Raw genomic sequence first — 18,935 nt, forward strand, 5'->3', positions numbered from 1 at the left:
TGAGCGTTATCCCTTCGGGGTGGTGTCGAGCAGTTCGACGTTGCCGTCGAACTGCCACAGCGGGTTCGGCGCGTCCCCGTCGGGGGTCCGCACCAGGAAGTAGCCGTTCACTTCCTTCGGTCCATCGCCATCGGCCATGAACCGCCCGTCCGGAGTGACGTCGAGTTGGTAGATGGCCTGTCCTGTGGCCTCGACGCCGGGAAGATGCCAGGTCACGACGCAGCGCCAGTCGTTGCCCGGGCCTTCCGCCGCGACCCTGGTGCTTCCCTTGTTGCACGACGCCGTGGCCTTCAACTGGGCCTCGGTGACGGCGGGCCGGTTGAGCTGGTCGGTCTGCATGCGGTACAGGTGCGCGAACGCCGTGGCGAGCGAGCGCTGCACCTTGTCCTGCTCGATCCCGGAGCCCGTCGCCGAGGTCGTCGCGGCGACGACCGCGAACGACGCGGCGGCCACCCCGACGAGCGGCAGGACTCCGACGGTGATCGCGCGGCGGCCCGAACCGTCGTGGGTCAGGTTGGTGAAGTCGCGCCGTACGAAGAGCACATACGCCAGCGCCGTCGCGACCACGGCCCACACGAGGCTGATAACGATGCCGATCAGCAGCGGCCCGAGTTGCCGGGGGCTGGTGAACAGGCCGTTCCAGGAGATGAAGGCGTAGCTCGGCAGGGCGACGCGCACGGCCACCGGAAGCGGCAGCATCTGGGCGACCGCCATCGCGAGCGAGACGAGCACGGGCACCAACAGCCCCATCGGGGACCGTCCCAGCGTGACCGACCCGAGGTGGCCGAGTGCGGCGAGCGCCAGGGTCGGAGCGAGGACGCAGACCCAGGAGAGCAGGACCTGAACGGCGGCGTCCGACGGTGCCAGGAGATGGCCGTCGAGACCGACCAGCGGCTGGTTGCCGACCACGAGCAGGCCGCCGACGGTGCTGGAGACCGCGAGCCCGGCCACGAGCAGCAGCAGGACGGTGAGACTGGCCACCGCCTTCGCCACGAAGATCCGCCGGGGCGAGCGGACCGCCACGAGCAGATGGCGCCAGGTGCCGAGCCGGTCCTCGGAGGCGAACACGTCACCGGCCACGACCGAGGTCAGCAGCGGGAGCGCCCAGGTCCCCGCGAAACCGAGCACCACCAGCGGCCCGGCCCACCCGGAGGCGAGCATCCAGCGCCCGAAGAGGGTGTCGACGGGAAGCGTGCTCTGCTGGCTCACCCCGGCGACGAAGAGGGCGGGACCGATCCAGCAGGCGAGGACCAGCAGGCGGATTCGCCACTGGGAGACGAGCTTGACGAGCTCGAAGCGACAGGCCCGGGTGACGGGGACGCGACGGCCCCCGGTCATCTGCTCGTGGTCGTGTTCCTGTTCCCGGCTCTGGGAGAGGGTCGCGGTCATCTGCCCGCCTCCTGCTGCTCGGTGAGGGTCAGAAACGCGGCTTCGAGCGGCGACACCACGGGAGTGAGCTCGCGCGGCGCGACGCCCTTCTCCACGAGCCGCACCACGAGTTGGTCGAGGGCGGGCACCAAGGCGCGTACGACGAGCAGTTCGGCTTCCTGCCGTATCCCGGGGTCGTCGACGACCTGGATCCCCGGCGCGTCGTCCGCCAGCCGGCGCGCGGCCTGCTGGTCGGAGGTGACCAGCCGGTAGTCGAGTTCACGGTTCTCGGTGGCCAGCTCGCTCAGCGGGCCGGAGAAGACGACGCGTCCGGCGGCGAGGATGGTCACCTCGGAGCACAGCGCCTCGAGGTCGTCCATGTTGTGGCTGGAGAGCACGACGGCGATTCCGTCGGCCGCGAGCCGGTTGAGGACACCGTGCACATGCTTCTTGCCCGCCGGGTCGAGGCCGTTGGACGGTTCGTCGAGCACGAGCAGCCGGGGCTTGGTCAGCAGGGCGGCGGCGAGCCCGAGCCGCTGGCGCATGCCGAGGGAGAAGCCGCGGGTACGGTCGTCGGCGACGTCGGTGAGACCGACCTCGGCGAGTACGTCGTCGATCCCCGCCGTGCGCGCGTCGTGGCCGCGGAGCGCGGCCAGCGCGGCGAGGTTCTGCCGCGGGGTGAGCGAGGGGTAGAGAGCGGGGCCGTCCACGAAGCCGGCCACACCGTCGGGAGCGGCGAGTGTCCGCTCGACCGGTGTACCCAGGACCTCCAGGCGACCGCCGTCGGCCACCGCGAGCCCCAGCAGAAGGCCGAGCAACGTCGTCTTTCCGGCGCCGTTCGGTCCGACCAGGCCGTGGATCTGCCCCTGCGTCACATCGAGATCGATGCCGTCCAGGGCGACGACATCACCGAAGCTCTTCGTGATACCGCGAGCCCGGATTGCGCGGAGTTCTTCCATGGGTCCCTTCCTTCAAATGCCTCAAGGACCCTATGGGATTGATCATGCCGCTCATGGGGATGGAGAGTTGAATGTATGTAGAACATGAAGCGACGTGGCATTCTCGACGTCGCCGCCGAGCGGGGCCGCCCGGGTTTTGGTCAGAATCTTTGCCATTACTTGGGAAAAGTTGGGTGTTCTCATTAATGAGTTGCAATGGTGAATGTTGCAGTGAATGCCGGCTGGGTGCGGAGCGGAATTGTGCTGTGCCCTCGGAGTCCCCGCGCGTCACGGTCACGATGCGGCGGACCGGGCAGTGCTCACCCGCTGGCGGCTACGGACCGTAGTCTCCTCCACAGCCCGACGAGCCTCATGAGGACCGGCGATGACATGAGGTCGTCGGCCCGGGTCACCGCCGAGGCGTCATGGCTCACCCTGGTGTCCATACTTGGGCGATGGACAAAGTCTCAGGTCAACCGCCCTACGGCAATAGAGACACCCTTCAGGTCCGCGCAATGCTCATATTTTTCAGGAGTTGTTTGTTCGGTGCCAGTCCTCCGAACGCGAACAAGGATTGGGCTGCTACATCTGAGGTCGCCCGGTAATCCAGACAGGAACGGCCTGAGCGGCGGACTGATTTCACCTGCCGCGACGACTTTACCGAAGGAGCGTCATGAGTTCGCGTAAATTGCTGAGCGTGCGCCTCCGGCCCTTCACGTGGCGTACCCCGTTCGCTGCGGGCGCGGCAGCAGTCGGGCTCGCTTTCGTCAGCCTCACAGCTTCACCGACAGCGATCGCCGCCGTCCAAACCGCCCACCCCGCGGGCAGCGGTGATGTGGGGGTACTCGCCTACTGCTCGTCGTCGCGCCCGCAACCCGGATCTGTTCCATGGGGGCATTTCGGTGGAGATCAGCAGACCGCGTGCCGCAAATGCGATGAGTCGGCAAGGGTTCAGCGTGCGAAGGGCAGGATCTCCGCGTATGCCTGCGAGTACAACGGTTCGGTGGGTGAGGCCTGGGCGTCGGTCATCTGGACATGCCCGTGGCCACTAAAGCCTCCGTGCGCGGCTTGATCCGAAACTCATGGGGAGCGGCCCCTGGTTGCCGAAGTCGGTCACTGGGCCGCCTCCGCCTTGACCAGTTCCAGGCGGGCGGCGCGGCAGGCGATGCTGTCGGAGAGCTGACTGTTGCAGATCCGCGCTGTGGAGCGCGGGTTCAACCGGTCGGTGTGGCCGGGGACCACACGCCCATCCATCGAGGAAGAGCACCTCCGGCAGGTGCATCAGGGCCCGGCCGATCATGACGCGGCGGGCCTGGCCGCCGGAGAGCTGGTGGGCTTTGGCACCGGCCTTGTCGGCGAGGCCGAAGCGCTCCAGCAGTTCGAGCGCGCGGCGGCGGGCGGCGGGGGCGGGCATGCCGAAGTAGCCGCCGCGGAAGGCGAGGTTGTCCGCGACGGTGAGCGCGCGGTCCAGGGTGTTGGCCTGGGAGACCACACCGATGCGGGACTTCACGCCGACCGGGTCGGCACTCACCTCGTACCCGGCGACCCACGCCTTTCCGGCGCTGGGCGCGACCAGGGTGGTGAGCGTGCCGATGGTGGTGGACTTGCCGGCGCCGTTGGTGCCGAGCAGGCCGAAGAACTCTCCCTGGTGGGACCGTCAGGTCCAGGCCGTCCACGGCGACAAGGCCGCCCTGCCCGCGCGGATAGACCTTGCGCAGACACTCCGTACGGATGGCTGTCGGGGCGTGGGCCGTGGTGGCGGCCGGGGCGAGGGGCGGGTGCGGGGGCGGGGGTTGGTTTCATATGGGTGTTCTCCAGGGTGCGGATGAGACATCCGTCGGGAGGCATGCCGGGGGTTATGGGGCGCGTGTGTGGCCGGGCAGGCCGGTGCCGCCCAGGTGCGTCAGCAGCGCGGACAGCCGGCCGATGTCCTCCTTGCTCCACGGGGGCGCGGCGAAGATCTCGGCGGCGATCTGCTCCGCCGTGGCGAGCATGTCCGTCAGACGCGCGCGGCCGGTGTCGGTCAGCGTGGCGTAGGCCACCCGGCCGTCACGGGCGTCCGTCTCGCGCGTCACGAGCCCGATCCGCTCCAGCGGCGCCGGCCCCCGGGGCACCCCGGAGGCCGTCAGACCCAGCGCCTCGGCCAGGTCAACCCGGCGTCTGCGAGAGAAGTTCGGCGGCAGTGAGGACTCGGCCCTCCACATCGCCATCGGCCAGTCCGTGGACAAGGCCCCGTTGGCGTCGTACGCGGGCCAACTGTCCGCGCTCGAGGGCGTCGAGCGTGTCGAGACCAGCACGGGAACCTACACCAAGGGACAGTCCGCGGCGACCGGCCCGGCCAACTCCGCCCTCGGCCGGCCCGACGCACAGCGGATCAGCGTGGTGAGCAGCCTGACACCGAAGTCGGAAGCGGCCGAGAGCCTGGTCAAGCAGGTGCGCTCGGTCACCCCGCCCCCTGGGACCCACCGCCTGGTCGGGGGGAATGACGCGGTACTCGTCGACGCCAAGGAATCCATCGCCGACAAGCTCCCCCTGGCCGTGGCCCTGATCGTCCTCGCCACCTTCCTGCTGCTCTTCCTGTTCACCGGCAGCATCGTGCAGCCGCTGCGCGCACTGGCCCTCAACCTGATCAGCCTGGCAGCCACCCTCGGCGTCATGACCTGGATCTTCCAGGACGGCAACCTCTCCTCATCGCTGGGCTTCACCGCGCAGCCGATGGAGATGACGATGACCGTGCTGATGTTCTGCATCGCCTTCGGCCTCTCGATGGACTACGAGGTGTTCGTCACCAGCAGGGTCAAGGAACTCCACGACCACGGAGCTGACAACGAGCGTCGACCGCCGAGGCGGAGGCAGCCGTGGTCGAGCTGATCTGCGGGCCGGCCTACGCCACTGACCGCGACATGACGCTCATCTTCGAGATGTACGCCTACGCCAACCACAACGCCGCGGTAGCCACAACCACCCGCTCCTGGCTCGCACGCAGCCGGGAAAGTCTCGCCCTGCACTTCACTCCCGGAGTGGCCCGAGCCCTCGATGCCCTGATCGAGGGCTGGCCCATGCACCGCCGCTTCGACGCCGCCCCCCTCAACCGGCAGCTCGTCGCCGGAGTCGTGCACGCCGTCGTCAACGCCGCGTCTGTCCTCCCCGACGAACAGCTCTGATCGCTCGGGGACTTTCGACTTGTTGAGGACAAAGTATGGACGGTTCGGGGTGTTGTTCGTACGCTGGGCGTCGATTTCGTACGGACGTCTGCGTGCATCACGGCGGAATGCCGCCGCACCACCCGTACGTGGACGAGCTCCACTCCATGACCGCGGTCCGCCGACGGTCGCTCCGCCTAGCGCCCAGCAGGAGGAAGAGTGACGCCACGCAAGTACCTGAGCCCCCGTAGCCATCGCCGTAGGCCACGAAGATCCGCCGGCCTGCTCCTCGCGGCCCTTCTCACCGGCGGTCTCGCGACACCGGCCGCCGAAGCGGACGGAAAGCCCTTCGGGGACCTGCCGCCCCAGGAACCTGGCGTCACCCTCCGCGTCTTCGACATCCAGTCCCCGCTGAGCAAGCTCTGCGACCTCAAGCCGGCCCAGACCCCCAACGTCGACAAGCTGATCCCCAACGTCGACTGGTCCTCCACCGAGGGCTTCGGCTTCACCGACAACTTCGTGTCGCAGATCATCGGCAACATCAACGTCCCCACCGACGGCACGTACACGTTCCGCCTGATCAGCGACGACGGCTCCCGGCTGCTCATCGGCGACAAGAAGGTCGTCGACCACGACGGACTGCACGGTGCCGAGCCCAAGGACGGCGAGATCGCCCTTGCACCCGGCTACCACGCCCTGCGTATCGACCACTTCGACCGCGGGGGCGACCAGCAGGTCACCCTCCAGTGGAAGCCGCCGGGCGCCGACGACTTCTCCCTCGTCCCGAACTCCGTGCTCAGCACCGACGCCGGCGTCGTCCGTGTCACCGCCCCCGGCCGCAAGGAGTGCGAGGGCAACTATGACACCCCCGGCGACGGCCTCCCGTTGACCTCGGTCAACCCCGGCTACACCCTGACCGATCTGCGTCCCGAGGGCTTCGAGCCGCAGGTCTCCGCGATGGACTGGCTGCCGGGCGGCAAGCTCGCCGTGACGACGTGGGGCGGCAGTACCAAGTCGGAGGGAGAGGTGTACGTCCTCGACCACGTCACGGGTGACACCGGCCCGGAGAAGGTCACGTACAAGAAGATCGCCGGCGGCCTGAAGGAGCCGATGGGGATCAAGTACGTCGACGGAAAGCTCTACGTCTCGGAGAAGCACCAGCTCACCGAGTTGTCCGACATCGAGGGCGACAACACCGCGGGCGAGATCCGCAAGGTCGCCGACTGGCCCTACGGAGCGAACTTCCACGAGTTCGCCTTTGGACTGCTCTACGAGAAGGGGAACTTCTATCTGAACCTCTCCGTGGCCATCAACTACGGCGGTGCGACCACAGATCCGCAGCCCGCCGCGAACCGCGGCACCACCATCAAGGTGAACAAGAAGACCGGAAAGGTGAGTTACCTGGCCGGTGGCCTCCGTACACCGAACGGGATCGGACGGGGCCCCCAGGGCGATCTCTTCGTCACCGACAATCAGGGCGGCTGGCTGCCCGCCTCCAAGCTGCTCCACGTCAAGCAGGACCGCTTCTTCAACCACTACACCAACCCGGACGGCCCGTTCGATGACCGCGCAGTCACCAAGCCTGCGCTCTGGCTGCCGCAGAACGAGATAGCCAACTCGCCCAGCACGCCCATGCTGTTGAAGAAGGGACCGTTCGCCGGGCAAATGCTCTTCGGCGACGTCACCTACGGCGGAATCCAGCGCGCCGACCTGGAGAAGATAGACGGCGAATACCAGGGCGCGGTGTTCCGGCATACCCAGGGCCTGGAGGCCGGCATCACCCGAATCAGCACCGGACCGGACGGCGCGATCTACGCCGGCGGTCTCGGCGCCGACGGAAACTGGGGCCAAGAAGGCAAACTCCGCTTCGGCCTGCAAAAACTCACGCCGAACGGCACGACCGCCTTCGACATCAAGACCATGCGCGCCACCCGCGACGGCTTCGAGCTCACCTATACCAAGCCCCTGTCGGCCGAGACCGCCGCCAAGCTGACGAACGGCGCCTACTCCGTCGAGCAGTGGCGCTACGTCCCCACCCCGGCGTACGGCGGCCCCAAGGTCGACGAAGAGGCCCTCCCCGTCGCAGCCCCCCGACTGTCCGCCGACCGTCGCACGGTCCGGCTCACCATCCCCGGCCTCAAGACCGACCGGGTGGTGCACATACGCTCACCGCGCCCCTTCGCCTCGGACACCGGTGAGCAACTCTGGTCCACCGAGGCCTGGTACACCCTGAACGCACGCCCCGGCCCCGAGCAGCCCATCACCTCGTACGACGCGGAATCGGCACGCCTGGCCGGCGGAGCCGACATCGACACCGAGCACGCCGGCTACACCGGCGGCGGCTTCGTCGACGGCTTCGGCACCCCGGGTGCCATGGCCACCTTCGAGGTCGACGCACCCGCGAAGGGCAGCTACGACGTGGGACTGCGCTACGCCAACGGCCCCCACCCCTTCACCGGCACCAAGACCCTGGGAATCACCGTCAACGGCGGGCAGGCGCAGCAGACCAGCCTCCCCTTCACCGGCGCCTGGAACCGCTGGTCCACCAAGACCGAGCGGCTCTCCCTGCGAAAGGGCCGCAACACCATCGCCTATGCCTATCGGCCCGAGGACACCGGCCACGTCAACCTCGACATGATCGAGGTGCGCAGACCCGGCAGCCGGATCGAGCTGTTCTCCGGCGGCAGCGTCTCCACCGCCTGGCAGCACACCGATGGACGCAGCGTCGAATGGCCGCACGCCGCCGAGGACTCCATCGAGGTGTGCTGCGGCGACATCCGCACCAAACAGGCTTTCGGCGACTTCAGGCTGCACGCCGAATTCCGGGTGCCGAAGCTGCCGGACGATGTCACCGGGCAAGACCGCGGGAACAGCGGCATCTATCTCCAGGAGCGGTACGAGATCCAGATCCTGGACTCCTTCGGAGTGGAGAAACTCGCCTCGAACGAGGCCGCGTCCATTTACAACAAAAAGGCCGCCGACCTGAACGCCGCCACTCCGCCGGAAAGCTGGCAGACGTACGACATCGTGTTCCGTGCGGCCCGTTTCGACGCCGCGGGTCGGAAGACCGATGACGCCAGGATCACCGTGGTGTGGAACGGCAGGAAGGTCCACGACAACGTGGCAGTGGACGGCCCGACCGCCGCCGGCGACGCCGAATCGGCGGCGGCGGGCGCAATCCGGCTCCAGGACCACGGCAACAAGGTCCGCTTCAGGAACCTCTGGATCGAACCACTGGACTGACAGCCACGAAGAGTACTGTCCCGGGCCGGTGAACCCACCGTGCGTGAGAACGCATGGCTTCGTCGGACCCGGGACAACTGAGCCCATGATCGTGTCGGAACGACCCGCACGGTGCCTCAAACCCGGACCTCTCAGGTGCGGTGCCGCTCATGGCGTATCCGCCGCACGAGTTCATCCGCGGCCTGTGGCCAATGGGTGTGGTCGAACGTGAATCCGGTTTCAAGTAGCCGGCCCGGCACGACGCGGCGGCTCTTGAGCAGGAGTTCGGTGTCGGATCGCAGGACGAAGGCGCCGATCTCGGCCATCCATTTCGTGGCCGGCAGGCCCACCGGTGCACCCCACGCCTTTCGTAGCGCGTGCATGAACGCCCGCTGTGGCAGGGGAGTGGGAGCCGCGAGATTGACCGGTCCGGTGATGTCGTCCCGATCGATGAGGAACGTCGTCGCGCGGACAAAGTCATGGTCGTGTATCCAGGACATGTACTGGTCGCCGCCCGCGACCGGCCCGCCGAGGCCGAGCCGCGCCAGCCACAGCAGGTAGTCGAATACGCCACCGCGGTCGGGGCTCATCACCATCGCCGAGCGCAGGGCCACCTTGCGGGTGCGCGGCGTCTGGGCCCGTTGCTGCTCCCGCTCCCAGTTCTTCGCGATCTCGACGCTGAAATCCCAGTAGCGGGGGACATCGGGTTCGCCGCCGCCGATCACTCCGGTCGCCTCGTCCTGAGGTGCGTCGAAGCGGTGGGCGTAGATGGTGGCGGTGCTCATCTGGAGCCAGACCCGGGGAGGCCGTCGGGCAGCCGCGATCGCCTCGCCCACGACGCGCGCGGAGTCCACGCGCGAGTCCATCATGGCCCGGAGGTTCTGCTCGGTGTAGCGGCAGCTGACGCTGCGGCCGGCCAGGTTGATCACGACATCGCTGCCGTCGATCGTCTCCGCCCAGGGGCCGAGAGTTCTGCCGTCCCACCGGAGTTCACTGTCATGCGTCGGCCGTCTGGTGAGCACCACGACCTCGTGGCCCGCGGCGGTCAGCGTGCGGTCGAGTATGCCGCCCACCTGACCGGTGCCTCCGGGTATCACTATCTTCACGGTGCTTCTCCCCTCCCGCGGTGCACCGAGAGTACGGCCTGAACGGGTGCCTCTGCGTATGAGGGGGCGAGCTCGGTATCGGCGGCAACGACGTCGGCTTCAGCTCGATGATCACCAAATACGTCAGGCGGGGTGATGTCGGACCGACGTAGGAGACGGCTTCACCGGCTCCTCCTGCGATTTCAGTAGCTGGTCCAGTGACTTCGGTAGCCCGCAGTGCCAGTAGCCGCACGACGACGGGACACGCCCTCCCGGGCGCGTCGGTCTGGCCGCCCGGGGCGAAGCGCTGGACGGCAGGCTCCGGCCTCGGCGAGCTGCAGTTCCTGGGCGCCGTACGCGACCTCTTCCTCCTCGCGGGAGAGAAGGGGCTCTACGGCTTCGACGCCGGCACCGGCCAACAGGTCTGGCACCACCCCGTCAGCGGTGGCTCCGGATCCTGGTCGGCGGTCCCCACCGACGACCACGTCTTCGCCAGCTGGTCCGGCGAGCTCTTCTGCTTCTCGGTCTGACATAAGTGTTGACACGTCGATTTCCGACGGCCGTTTGCCGCGCTGCATTGTTGGTTAGGGTGGTCCTCGGGGTGCGGCATCGCGGTGGCGGCGGGTGACATGGCGTCGGCCCCGACGGGAGGGGGAGGGGTGCATCGCATCTGCCGGATGGTCTGCGACGGTGTGCGACCGGACGCGGTGGGCGTGTGACCGGCCGGTCGGCGCCCGCGGTGCTGCCGCCGTCGCTGCGCGGGTGGCTTGGGCTGATTGCGGCCCTCGCCGGGCTGGTGGTCGTCGTGCTCGGGGTTCTGTATGCCGGCGACAGCAAGCCCGGCACGGTGGACGCGCGGATCGGGACGGCGGTGTACGGTGTCGGGCCGCCGTGGCGGCACGTCGCTCTGGCCACGGACTTCTTGGGGGAGCCCGTGGGAGCGGCGACGCTGATCGTGGCCACCGTGATGGGCTGCCTGCTGCTTCGGCGTCCTCGCGCGGCGGTGCTCATCGTTGTCGGCGTCGGCATGACCGTGGGGACGGCGACGCTGCTCAAGTCCCTGGTGGGACGCACCATCCACGACGGGAACCTGTCCTACCCGAGCGGGCACACCGCCTTCCTCACCGCGCTCGCCCTCGTGGTGGCGCTGCTCGCGACCGGCCGGCTCGGCCTCGGCAGGACGGCCGGCACATTACTCGTGCTCGCCGCGGCGCTGGTTGCCGGCGCCGCCATGGGCTGGGCGCAGGTCGCCCTGGGCGCGCACTACCCGACCGACGTCCTCGGCGGCTGGTGCACCGCGCTGGCGGTGATACCGGCGACCGCATGGCTGGTCGACCGGATGGCTGACTGGCGCCTCGATCGGACGGCCGATCGGATGGCCGACGCCGGTCGGCGGAAGCGTCGCTGACGTCACGTCATATCACGTATCACGCCAAGCGGCGGAATACGGGCTTCACCGGTCGTCCGCCCAGCCAGGGGGTGGGGTCAGCGGCGTCCAGTGCCTTCCGGTACACCGCACATGCCTGGGCCACCACGTCGACGGTGTGATCGATGTCGGCGTCGTCGAGCGCGCTGCTCACCACGAACGACGGGGCCAGCACCCCGCCCGCGAGGAGTCGGCGCAGGAACAGGGTGCGGTACTGCTGCGACGGCTGCCCGTTCTCGTCGAGGGTGGCGAAGACCAGGTTGCTGGCCCGGCCCCGGACGACGATGTGGTCGCCGACGCCCATGCCGGCCGCGGCGTCGCGGACACCGGCGGCCAACCGCTCGCCGAGGGTGTGCAGCCGCGCGGTGACGCCTTCTTCGACGTAGGTGGTGAGCACGGCCATCGCGGCGGCCAGGGAGTGTGTTTCCGCACCGTGCGTGGTGGACAGCAGGAACACCCGGTCGCCGGAGTGACGCAGCCCGCCCAGCTCCATCAGATCGCGGCGCCCGGCCAGCGCGGAGACGGCGAATCCGTTGCCCAGCGCCTTGCCGAAGGTGGAGAGGTCGGGGACGACGCCGTACAGGCCCTGGGCACCCGCCTCGGACCAGCGGAAGCCGGTGATCATCTCATCGAAGATCAGTACGCAGCCGTGCCGGTCGGCCAGCTCGCGCAGGCCGGCGAGGTACTGGGGAGTGGGGTCTCCTCTGCTCGAACGAAGTTGAGAGCTTGGGGAAGGCTCGGTGTGGGTGGCGGGTTCGAGGATCAGGCAGGCGACCTCGCCCTGGTACCTGCTGAGCAGCTCCTCCGTGGCGGCCAGGTCCCCGTAGGGGAACGCCACGGTGAGCTCGTTGGTCGCCGCCGGAACACCGGCGGACATCGGCGTGGTGCCGATGAACCAGTCGTCAACGGAGAAGAACGGATGGTCGGCGCAGATGGCCACCCGCGGGCGCCCGGTGGCGGCGCGGGCGAGGCGCACCGCGGCGGTGGTGGCGTCGGAGCCGTTCTTCGCGAACTTCACCATCTCGGCGGTCGGCACCGTGGCCAGGAAGCGTTCCGCGGCTTCGACCTCCACGATGGACGGCCGGACGAAGTTGCTGCCGCGGTCGAGTTCCCGCCGCACCGCCTCGATCACGCGTGGGTGGGCGTGGCCGAGGCTCACCGACCGCAGGCCGGAGCCGTACTCGACGTAGCGGTTGCCGTCGATGTCCCATACGTGGGCACCGCGGCCGTGGCTGATGACCGGGGCCAGATTTTCGGGGTACTGGTCGTCGCCCTTGGCGTAGGTGTGCGCGCCCCCGGGGATCATGGCGTGCAGCCGCTCGTTCGCCAGCCGCGACCGGGGCAGGAGGAACTCCTCGGTGTCTTTGGTTTTTTCGGTGGCCACGCCAACCTCAACTCTCTTTTTACTTCAGGGCCTCGGCGAGGCTCGGCGCCTCCCGGTCCCGCTGGGACATCGATGTGACCGGCAGCGGCCAGGGAATGGCGAGCTCCGGGTCGTCGAAGGCGATCGTCACGTCCTGGGCCGGATCGTGCGGGCGGTCGATCCGGTACGAGACGTCGGCGGTTTCGGTCAGAGCCTGGAAGCCGTGCGCGCACCCCGCCGGGATGTACAGGGTCGTCTGCGTCTCGTCGGACAGCTCGAAGAAGGCCCGGTTGCGGTAGGTCGGCGAGTCCGTCCGCAGGTCCACGACGACGTCGAAGATCCTCCCGTACGAGCACCGCACCAGCTTGGCCTCGCCGGCCCCGGAGCGCAGGTGCAGGCCGCGCAGCACGCCCCGGACCGAGCGGGACAGGCTGTCCTGAACGAAGGCGTCCGGGTCGAGGCCCACCGAGCGGAACACGTCGGCGTCGAAGGTGCGGCAGAAGAAGCCGCGCTCGTCGGCGTACGGCACCGGCTCGAACAGGTACGCGCCGGCGATCGCCGGGACTTCGGTCGCTTTCATGGAGACTCCTGCCGAGCGTGGGCGTGGGTGTGGTCGGTTGCCGGGAACAGGGTCGTGGTCAACGCGGCGAACTGGTGGGCGAGTTGCCGCGCGGCGGCCCGGTTTCGCTCGGTGAGGGTCTGCCGTAGCTCCGCCGCATGCTTCTCCAGGTCCCGGAACTGCTCGAGCAGCCGGTCCGCGTCGACATCGCGTGCCGGGTGGCAGTACGCGGCGAGGCCCATCTGCGCCATGAGCGCGTCGCTCTTCGCCGCATAGCTGAGGGCGAGCACCGGCGTGCCGGTCTTCAGCGCGCAGATCAGGTTGTGGTAGCGGACCGCCACTACAGTGTCGGCAGCCGCCATCTCCTTCATCAGGTCGGCCAGTGAGGCCGGTTCGGCCGCGGTGACCAGCGGTGAGTCGACCGCGTCGAGGATCGCGGTGACCACCGACAAATCGCACTGGTCGCCGGTGAGCAGCCGGACCGGCCTGCCCTCCTCGACCAGCGCGCGGACGAACCGGATCGTCCCGTCGAGGTAGCGCCGGTATATCTCCTCGGCCCGGGCGCGGTCGTCGTTGCCGCCGTGGAAGTCCATGACGCCGAGGCAGACGGGACCCGGCGAGCCTGTGGGCGCTTCCCCAAGCTCTCCGACAAGCTCCGAGCAGGGGATACCCAATTCCGGTGGCGTCGGCAGGGAGAACGCGAGGTCCGGGTAGACCTCGTCGCGCGCGGTGTCCACGCCCATGGCCCGCATCGCGTCGCGGGACTGGGCGTCCCGGTACGACCGGTACGCGGCCAGCCGCGCCGACCAGCGCACCAGGGCCCGGGTCGGCCGGTTGCGGATCTCGGCGGCGCCGACGCTGACCAGCGCGACCCGGGTGCGCAGCAGCCGGCCACTCGCGCAGAGCAGGAACAGCGAGTACGGGAAGCCCCACGGCCGCAGCGGCAGCGTGGCCTCCAGGACGCCCATGCCCGGGACGATCACCACGTCGTGCCGGCGCACCCAGGCGGCGGTACGGAAGACGTCGACGAGTTTGCCCAGTCCCTTCGCCGCGATCGCGCCCGCACGCGACGCGGTCCGGTACTCCGCGCGGTTCCAGTGCAGCCGCGTGGCGGGGATCCCGAACCGGGCCGTCACGGCCTCGGGTCCGCCGCACAGCGCGTCCACGACCGCCCCCGGGTGCTCGGCGCGGAGGTACCCGAGCACGGCCTCCAGCGATCCGTCGTTGCCGAGGTTGCCGGAGCCGAGCAGGCCGAACACCCCGACGCGCACCGGGGTTTCGTCCGCGGACGTCATGCCTGCCTCCCTTCACGTCCGGCGACGAGGGCGTCGACGGAGACAGTGAGCAGGCCCGGGTCGACCGGGGCGCGGTCCTCGACCCGTTCGCCGGCGCCCGGCCGGGCCCGGCTGCTCATCCAGGCGGTCAGATGGCGGTAGCACGCGCGCCGGTCGGCCGGGGACAACGGCGCCCGCCGGATCGCCGCGACGAAGCCCCAGACATACTCGGCGAGCAGCCGGGGCGTCGGGTGCAGCGGGCCCGCCCGGCGCGGGTCCAGGTTGACGCACCGGGAGCGCTTGGAAGGGTTCGCCCGCTCGGCGCGGGTGGGGTGGTCGCGGCGGAAGTACAGCAGCTCCGGCACCTGGTGGAAGGGGCCGTGCAGGGTGATCTCGGCGACGAAGGTGCGGTCCGCGTGGTGGTAGCTGTCGAGCGGCTTCACCCGGCGCAGCGCGTCGGCCCGCATCACCCCGTAGAAGTCGTCGCCACCCGGCTCGAACAACAGACTGCGGAAGCGCTCCGGCGGGTGCGGGGAGTCGGTGGCGAGCCCGTACTCGTACGGGACCTTCACCTGACCGGCGCCGTCGATGACCGCCTGGCCGGTGTGCGCGAGGATCACGTCCGGCCGCTCGTCCAGCGCCTCCACGCAGCGCCGCAGCAGGTCGCGGGCGTACAGGTCGTCGTGCGAGGCCCACTTGAACAACTCGCCGCGGCATTCGGCGAACACACGGTTGTGGTTCGGCGTGGCGCCGATGTTCCGGGGCAGCCGGAGGTAGCGGATGCGGGAGTCCTGCGCTGCGTACCGGCGGCAGATGTCCTGGGTCGCGTCGGTCGAGGCGTTGTCGGAGATGACCAGCTCGAAGTCCTCGTAGGTCTGGCCGAGCAGGGCGTCGAGCGACTCGGCGAGGTACTCCTCACCGTTGTACACGGGCAGGCCGATGCTCAGCCTGGGTCGGTCGGTCATGAGGTCCTCACTTCGGGGACGGGGGTGCGGTGGTGCTCGCGCAGGGCGGACCGCAGTTGCAGCCACCACACGGCCGAGCTGCTCAATGTCGCGGCGGCGACGCCCCAGGCCGAGCCGACCGTGCCGGCGACGACCGCGCCGCCGAGCCCGCCGCCGACGTAGCAGGCGGAGGCGAACAGCTGGCAGCGCAGGCTGCGCCGGGCCGCGCCGAGCGCGCGCAGCCCGGCCGCCGCGCCGGTGCCCAGGCCCGCGCCCGCGACGCCGAGGGTGATTGCCACGATGAGCTGCGAGGCGGAGTGCCAGACGCCGCCGAGTACGAGCTCGCCGAGCCGGTCCGGCATCAGTAGCAGCGCCCCGCCCCAGAGCAGCGCGGCGGCGGCCTGCCCGCCGCCCAGCAGGAGACAGAACGTGCCGAGGCGGTGCGGGGCCTGTCGCAGCACCCGTGCCGCCTCCGGGACGGTGACCAGGGACAGCCCCATCAGTACGGCGAGGAACGGGCCCATCAGGAGCTCGGCGCCCCGCACCGCACCCACCGCGCCGAGCCCGACGATCGCGCCGAGCCCGTACGCCCGCAGCTGGCTCGCGCCGCTGAGGCTGACGTTCTCGACCAGGTACCGGTAGCCGAGATCGCGCTGCTCACGAAGCCACCCGCGCGCCCCGGCGATCCGGGGCCTGATGCCGGACTGGAGGCAGCCGTACGCGGCGGCCACCGCGGCGGACGCGCCCCAGGCGAGCACATAAGCAGCCACGCTGCCCACGCGGGCGGCCATCACCATGGCCGGGACGAGCGCGACGCCCCACACGAGGTCGTTGACGAACGCCTTCCGCCCGGCGCCGGCGGCGAAGAGCGCGAACCGCCAGGCGTCCTGCAGCAGCAGCGCCGGCAGCACGACGCCGAGGACGGCGAACGCGGTCCCCACGCTGCCGCCGAGGGCGAGCCCGACCACCAGACAGGCCGCGCCGAGGGCGGTCCCGACCCCGAGCGCGGTACCCGACGACCGGGCCACCGCCCCGCGCCAGGACGTGTCCGACACGCCGCTGAAGCGCACCACGAGCGGGTCGGTGGCCAGCCCGCGGGAGACGTTGAGCACCACGCCGTAGGTCACCCAGGCCAGGCTGAACACGCCGAACGCGGCAGGCCCCAGCGAGCGTGCCACGTAGACCCCCACCGCGAAGTTGCTCAGGCTGGAGGCCGCCTGGTCGGCCAGTCCCCAGGACAGCCGGCCGACCATGGCCCGCTTGGCGGTCGGGGCCGCCGATGCCGTCGCCTTCTCCCGCTCGGTGGTCATCGGCGTCATGCCTTGATCAGCCCGGCGCCGTGCAGGGCGCCGGCCGCGGCGGCGACGGTGTCGAACGGCAGCCCGGACCGCTCGGCGACGTCCAGCAGGCTGTGCTCGCCGTCGGAGAGGCTGAGCACCCAGAGCATGGCCATCTGGGCCTGCTTCGCGTCGCTGCGGCCGCCGAGCGAGTCGTACAACCCACGCCGGCCCAGCTGCGGCTCGCCGTAGGGGCTGAGGTTGACGTACCGCCGGTTGCGGTCAAGGACGGCGAATGCCTCGCGGCAGAGGGCGAGCGTGTCCGCCATCGCCTCCGGGGAGACGAAGTCCGGGTTGTCCGCCGAGGTGTGGTATTCGGGGTAGCCGGCGTACGGGGTCCGGCTGAGCGAGCCCACCCCGAGATCGAACCCGGGCGAGCAGAACTGCCGCTCGTCGTAGCCGTACGGAGTGAACTCGGTGACACGGTGCCGGCGTTCGGATGCGAGCAGCACATGCCGCATCACCCGGTCGATCTCCGCGTCGCCGCGCCTGCTCTGCTTGTACGTCAGTTGGCCCGGGTCGCCGGCGCAGGCCAGCACCAGCCCGTGCTTGACCCGGTCGATCCGCTCCGCGTTGCGGGCCAGCCAGGTGATCGCCCCGATGGTGCCGGGCGCGAAGATGAACCGGTAGGTGTAGTACGGGGTTTGCTCGGCCAGCGCCCGGGCCAGGAACGTCGCCACCGCGATGCCCGCCAGGTTGTCGTTGGCCAGCGACGGGTGGCATACGTGGCAGGAGACGATCACCTCGTCGGCGATCTGGCCGGGGACCACGTGCTCGGCGTAGGTGAGGTGGCCGTCGGCGAGAGTGGAGTCGACACACACCTCGTAGTCGTCGTCCGGGAGCGCGTCCAAGGTGTCCTGGGCCAGGCAGAACCCCCACTCGGGCTTGTAGTAGCTGGTGCGGTACGGCACCCAGGACGGGTGGTCCGGCAGGGTGTGCAGATGGGCGCGGAGCTCGGCCAGCGGCATGGTCGCCGACACCGGCACGCTGTAGCCGAGCACGTGCAGGCTGGACGCGGCGAAGTCGACGACCCGGTGGCCGGCGGTGTCGGCGATGTACGCGTCCCGGATGTTCCACTCCTGCGGCACCGTCCAGTCGAGCACCTGAGTCCCGGTCGGCACCTCGTGCACCCGCAGCGGGACGTACTCGCCGACGATCCTCAGGGTGGCGCGCACACCGTCGCCGGTGATGCTCCGGCACAGCGGGTACAACCGCTCCACCAGCGCGTGCATCTGTTCGCCGGCCGTGGTCATCGGCGCCACCGCAGGGTGTCGTCGACGGCGCCCGCGTCGGACGCCGCGCGCAGCACGGCCAGCCGGGTGAAGCGTCGCTCGAAGTCCTCCCGGGTCAGCCCGTGTTTCCGGTAGGCGTCGGCGAGTTCGAGCGCGCCCTGCTTCACCGTCCACTCGCAGTCGAAGCCGGGCACCGCGGCGCGGAACCGGGAGAAGTCCACCCGGTACGACCGAGGATCGGCACCGGTCTCCCCGGTGATCACCACCTTGGAACCGGACACCGCCTCGGCGACCTGCTCGGCGATCTCGGCGACCGTGACGTTGTTGATCTCGCTGCCGATGTTGAACGCCCGGTCGTGCACCGCTTCCCGCGGCGCGACCAGCGCGGCCGCGAAGGCCCGGGCGATGTCGGCGGCGTGCACCAGCGGGCGCCAGGGGGTGCCGTCGGAGAGCACCAGCACCTCGCCGGACAGGAGCGCGTGGCCCACCAGGTTGTTCAGCACGATGTCGGCGCGCAGCCGGGGTGAGTAGCCGAAGGCGGTGGCGTTGCGCATGAACACCGGGCTGAAGTCGCCGTCGGACAGCGCGTGCAGGTCGTCCTCCACCCGCACCTTGGACTCCGCGTACGGCGTCACCGGGCGCAGCGGGGCGTCCTCGGCCACCAGGTCGTCGCCGCCGGCGGCGCCGTAGACCGAGCAGGTCGACGCGTACAGGAAGCGCCGCACTCCGGCGTCGCGGGCCAGCCGGGCCAGCCGCACGGACGCGTGGTGGTTGATGTCGTAGGTGAGATCCGGCGCCAGCGCTCCCAGTGGATCGTTGGACAGCGCGGCCAGGTGGATCACGGCGTCCACCCCGGCCACGTGTTCCGCCGTGACGTCGCGCAGGTCCACCCGATGCCCCGCCGGGTCCGCGGGAGTCGGGCCCAGCACACAGTCGGCGAACAGGCCGGCGTCAAGGCCGACGACCTCGTGCCCGGCGGCGTTGAGTACCGGGGCCATCACGGTGCCCAGGTAGCCCTGGTGTCCGGTCAGCAGTACGCGCAAG

The 18,935-nt window shown here is 69.9% G+C and carries 16 protein-coding genes and 1 pseudogene; 5 read left to right on the forward strand and 12 right to left on the reverse strand.

The window, feature by feature from the left end:
• Positions 1-6: 6 nt before the first annotated feature.
• The 4 genes from ACH4U7_RS10235 to ACH4U7_RS10250 all read right to left on the reverse strand — a co-directional run bounded on the left by ACH4U7_RS10235 (position 7) and on the right by ACH4U7_RS10250 (position 4,516).
• Positions 7-1,389 (reverse strand): ABC transporter permease, encoded by a 1,383-nt coding sequence (locus ACH4U7_RS10235; protein ID WP_398527525.1) that lies wholly within the window; start codon positions 1,387-1,389, stop codon positions 7-9.
• Positions 1,386-2,327: an ABC transporter ATP-binding protein gene (locus ACH4U7_RS10240; RefSeq protein ID WP_398527526.1), complete on the reverse strand. Its 942-nt coding sequence runs from the start codon at positions 2,325-2,327 to the stop codon at positions 1,386-1,388. The genes ACH4U7_RS10235 and ACH4U7_RS10240 overlap by 4 nt, the downstream gene beginning before the upstream one ends.
• A gap of 1,027 nt (positions 2,328-3,354) precedes the next feature.
• The gene (locus tag ACH4U7_RS10245; RefSeq protein ID WP_398527977.1) at positions 3,355-3,936 is read right to left on the reverse strand and encodes an ATP-binding cassette domain-containing protein; all 582 of its coding nucleotides are present in this window, start codon (positions 3,934-3,936) and stop codon (positions 3,355-3,357) included.
• A 226-nt stretch (positions 3,937-4,162) separates the two neighbouring features.
• The gene (locus ACH4U7_RS10250; protein WP_398527527.1) at positions 4,163-4,516 is read right to left on the reverse strand and encodes a MarR family winged helix-turn-helix transcriptional regulator; all 354 of its coding nucleotides are present in this window, start codon (positions 4,514-4,516) and stop codon (positions 4,163-4,165) included.
• On the opposite strand from ACH4U7_RS10250, the pseudogene ACH4U7_RS10255 reads away from it, so the two are divergent.
• From ACH4U7_RS10255 to ACH4U7_RS10265, 3 genes and pseudogenes are all read left to right on the forward strand, one after another.
• Positions 4,416-5,138, forward strand: a pseudogene (locus ACH4U7_RS10255) (MMPL family transporter); the annotation flags it as partial. The gene ACH4U7_RS10250 and the pseudogene ACH4U7_RS10255 overlap by 101 nt on opposite strands.
• A gap of 26 nt (positions 5,139-5,164) precedes the next feature.
• Positions 5,165-5,470 carry a hypothetical protein gene (locus ACH4U7_RS10260; RefSeq protein WP_398527528.1) on the forward strand — a complete coding sequence of 102 codons (306 nt, stop codon included), beginning with the start codon at positions 5,165-5,167 and terminating at the stop codon, positions 5,468-5,470.
• A 198-nt stretch (positions 5,471-5,668) separates the two neighbouring features.
• A complete protein-coding gene (locus tag ACH4U7_RS10265) occupies positions 5,669-8,692 on the forward strand; it encodes a family 16 glycoside hydrolase (RefSeq protein ID WP_398527529.1) in 3,024 nt (1,007 codons plus the stop codon).
• 131 nt (positions 8,693-8,823) lie between these two features.
• On the opposite strand, the gene ACH4U7_RS10270 is transcribed toward ACH4U7_RS10265, so the two are convergent.
• Positions 8,824-9,777 carry a TIGR01777 family oxidoreductase gene (locus ACH4U7_RS10270; protein ID WP_398527530.1) on the reverse strand — a complete coding sequence of 318 codons (954 nt, stop codon included), beginning with the start codon at positions 9,775-9,777 and terminating at the stop codon, positions 8,824-8,826.
• A 197-nt stretch (positions 9,778-9,974) separates the two neighbouring features.
• Here ACH4U7_RS10270 and ACH4U7_RS10275 point away from each other — a divergent pair, with 197 nt between their 5' ends.
• Entirely contained in the window at positions 9,975-10,286 is a 312-nt protein-coding gene (locus ACH4U7_RS10275; protein ID WP_398527531.1) for a hypothetical protein, read from the forward strand.
• 185 nt (positions 10,287-10,471) lie between these two features.
• Entirely contained in the window at positions 10,472-11,164 is a 693-nt protein-coding gene (locus ACH4U7_RS10280) for a phosphatase PAP2 family protein (protein WP_398527532.1), read from the forward strand.
• A 19-nt stretch (positions 11,165-11,183) separates the two neighbouring features.
• On the opposite strand, the gene ACH4U7_RS10285 is transcribed toward ACH4U7_RS10280, so the two are convergent.
• From ACH4U7_RS10285 to ACH4U7_RS10315, 7 genes are read right to left on the reverse strand one after another with little or no spacing between them, the layout of a single operon-like run.
• Positions 11,184-12,566 carry a glutamate-1-semialdehyde 2,1-aminomutase gene (locus ACH4U7_RS10285; RefSeq protein ID WP_398527533.1) on the reverse strand — a complete coding sequence of 461 codons (1,383 nt, stop codon included), beginning with the start codon at positions 12,564-12,566 and terminating at the stop codon, positions 11,184-11,186.
• A 19-nt stretch (positions 12,567-12,585) separates the two neighbouring features.
• Entirely contained in the window at positions 12,586-13,125 is a 540-nt protein-coding gene (gene rfbC, locus ACH4U7_RS10290) for a dTDP-4-dehydrorhamnose 3,5-epimerase (protein WP_398527534.1), read from the reverse strand.
• Positions 13,122-14,399 (reverse strand): polysaccharide pyruvyl transferase family protein, encoded by a 1,278-nt coding sequence (locus tag ACH4U7_RS10295; RefSeq protein WP_398527535.1) that lies wholly within the window; start codon positions 14,397-14,399, stop codon positions 13,122-13,124. Before ACH4U7_RS10295 ends, rfbC begins: the two co-directional genes overlap by 4 nt.
• Positions 14,396-15,343: a glycosyltransferase family 2 protein gene (locus ACH4U7_RS10300; protein WP_398527536.1), complete on the reverse strand. Its 948-nt coding sequence runs from the start codon at positions 15,341-15,343 to the stop codon at positions 14,396-14,398. Before ACH4U7_RS10300 ends, ACH4U7_RS10295 begins: the two co-directional genes overlap by 4 nt.
• The gene (locus ACH4U7_RS10305; RefSeq protein WP_398527978.1) at positions 15,340-16,632 is read right to left on the reverse strand and encodes a hypothetical protein; all 1,293 of its coding nucleotides are present in this window, start codon (positions 16,630-16,632) and stop codon (positions 15,340-15,342) included. The genes ACH4U7_RS10300 and ACH4U7_RS10305 overlap by 4 nt, the downstream gene beginning before the upstream one ends.
• Before the next feature lie 5 nt (positions 16,633-16,637).
• Positions 16,638-17,921 (reverse strand): DUF4910 domain-containing protein, encoded by a 1,284-nt coding sequence (locus ACH4U7_RS10310; protein ID WP_398527537.1) that lies wholly within the window; start codon positions 17,919-17,921, stop codon positions 16,638-16,640.
• Positions 17,909-18,934: an NAD-dependent epimerase/dehydratase family protein gene (locus ACH4U7_RS10315; RefSeq protein ID WP_398527538.1), complete on the reverse strand. Its 1,026-nt coding sequence runs from the start codon at positions 18,932-18,934 to the stop codon at positions 17,909-17,911. Before ACH4U7_RS10315 ends, ACH4U7_RS10310 begins: the two co-directional genes overlap by 13 nt.
• Between the last annotated feature and the right edge of the window lies 1 nt (position 18,935).

Source organism: Streptomyces sp. NPDC020845, from assembly GCF_044334165.1.
In the GTDB taxonomy this organism is placed as follows: Bacteria; Actinomycetota; Actinomycetes; order Streptomycetales; family Streptomycetaceae; genus Streptomyces.

What these genes read in the sequence shown, in the direction of transcription:
- ACH4U7_RS10300 (WP_398527536.1), bottom strand. Translation starts at nt 15,343, where the DNA reads ATGACCGACCGACCCAGGCTGAGCATCGGCCTGCCCGTGTACAACGGT.
- ACH4U7_RS10305 (WP_398527978.1), bottom strand. Translation starts at nt 16,632, where the DNA reads ATGACCACCGAGCGGGAGAAGGCGACGGCATCGGCGGCCCCGACCGCC.
- ACH4U7_RS10250 (WP_398527527.1), bottom strand. Translation starts at nt 4,516, where the DNA reads ATGGCGATGTGGAGGGCCGAGTCCTCACTGCCGCCGAACTTCTCTCGC.
- ACH4U7_RS10235 (WP_398527525.1), bottom strand. Translation starts at nt 1,389, where the DNA reads ATGACCGCGACCCTCTCCCAGAGCCGGGAACAGGAACACGACCACGAG.
- rfbC (WP_398527534.1), bottom strand. Translation starts at nt 13,125, where the DNA reads ATGAAAGCGACCGAAGTCCCGGCGATCGCCGGCGCGTACCTGTTCGAG.
- ACH4U7_RS10295 (WP_398527535.1), bottom strand. Translation starts at nt 14,399, where the DNA reads ATGACGTCCGCGGACGAAACCCCGGTGCGCGTCGGGGTGTTCGGCCTG.
- ACH4U7_RS10240 (WP_398527526.1), bottom strand. Translation starts at nt 2,327, where the DNA reads ATGGAAGAACTCCGCGCAATCCGGGCTCGCGGTATCACGAAGAGCTTC.